The 1,141-nt window shown below is 36.4% G+C and carries 2 protein-coding genes; one reads left to right on the top strand and one right to left on the bottom strand.

The window, feature by feature from the left end; genetic code table 11:
* The first annotated feature begins 229 nt into the window (after positions 1 to 229).
* Positions 230 to 430 (top strand): hypothetical protein, encoded by a 201-nt coding sequence (locus FC82_RS16845; RefSeq protein ID WP_162260912.1) that lies wholly within the window; start codon positions 230 to 232, stop codon positions 428 to 430.
* Positions 431 to 571: 141 nt separating this feature from the next.
* On the opposite strand, the gene FC82_RS00710 is transcribed toward FC82_RS16845, so the two are convergent.
* Complete coding sequence (locus FC82_RS00710; protein ID WP_056995944.1) at positions 572 to 1,036, bottom strand: hypothetical protein; 465 nt, start codon at positions 1,034 to 1,036, stop codon at positions 572 to 574.
* Positions 1,037 to 1,141: the final 105 nt, after the last annotated feature.

The raw sequence follows: 1,141 nt of genomic DNA on the forward strand, positions 1-1,141 counted from the left end.
CGAGGAGATCTCCAAAGGATAGAAACTATCCTTCAACACCATTTGACAAACTTCCGCTTTTTTAATTAACATCGGACTTGTTAGTGATGAAATCTTTGAAGGGGTACCCCTAACTACCGGCAGTGAACTCCTGGCTTGGTAAATATCGGTAGTTATTTTGTTTGAGCCTAATGTCATTCTACATAAGTACCACAGACACATGTTATTTAAACAAGATCTAAAGCTTTAAATGAAAGTAGCTGGTTCAATATCAACGGAAATCAAAAAATTGTTTTATCTTGCAACCAACATCTCTCTGAAGCAAAATTATCTCTTCCCCTCGGTTATTCGTGGTACAGGTGCGAATGAAACTTTCATATTAAGTGAAACTTACAAATTAATCAGCCCTTTCAGGGATTTGCAGCCCGAGAAGCCGTTTAGCCTTGCTTGATTAACGAAATTATTTTTGGCATGATCCGTTTCCAGCGCCCATTTGATCCCTTGCCTCCACATACGTGGGGAATACCTTTTAAGTCCATGGTTTGCAGATCGTCCACCAGGATCACCCCCACATACGTGGGGAATACCCTAATTACCATTTATTTCCGTTAAATAAGCCACTCATAGAATAGCCACTCCAGAAATTAAGCATTTCACTAAATCCAGTGTTACTACCTGTTCTTGGATCTGGTGTCAATAGAGTTGATGGCTTGGCACTATTAACAGCTAACTTAATCAACCTATAATCCTGGTCAATATTCTTGCCCAATGTATCACGATAGTTATATAAGTAAGCTTTAACTTTGTTATCATCAATAATAACCGATGATTGATAGTAAAGTGGCTTATAAGCTTCCTTAGTAGCTGGCTTTAGCTGGTATGACTGAATCAATGCGTGTACATCGCCGACATACTGATCTAATGTATTGCCATTAATAAACAAGCTTTTAGAGGTATCTTTTGAACCATAAAAAGATTCTAAATAACTGAAATCATGCGGATTATTAAAAGTGTAACCGTAATTCTCAATATAAATTGGATTTTTAATGCTTAACATAATAATGATCTCCCTTTCCTTAACTTACAAATAAAAAGTATATACCATAAGAAGCTGTCTAAAATCTCTTAAGTAATAGTGCTAAAAACGCTAAAACGACCATTT

Source organism: Secundilactobacillus collinoides DSM 20515 = JCM 1123, from assembly GCF_001435975.1.
Lineage (GTDB): Bacteria > Bacillota > Bacilli > Lactobacillales > Lactobacillaceae > Secundilactobacillus > Secundilactobacillus collinoides.

Bases quoted from the DNA above. Each gene is read 5' to 3' on its own strand.
- FC82_RS16845 (WP_162260912.1), top strand. From the start codon at position 230: ATGAAAGTAGCTGGTTCAATATCAACGGAAATCAAAAAATTGTTTTAT.
- FC82_RS00710 (WP_056995944.1), bottom strand. From the start codon at position 1,036: ATGTTAAGCATTAAAAATCCAATTTATATTGAGAATTACGGTTACACT.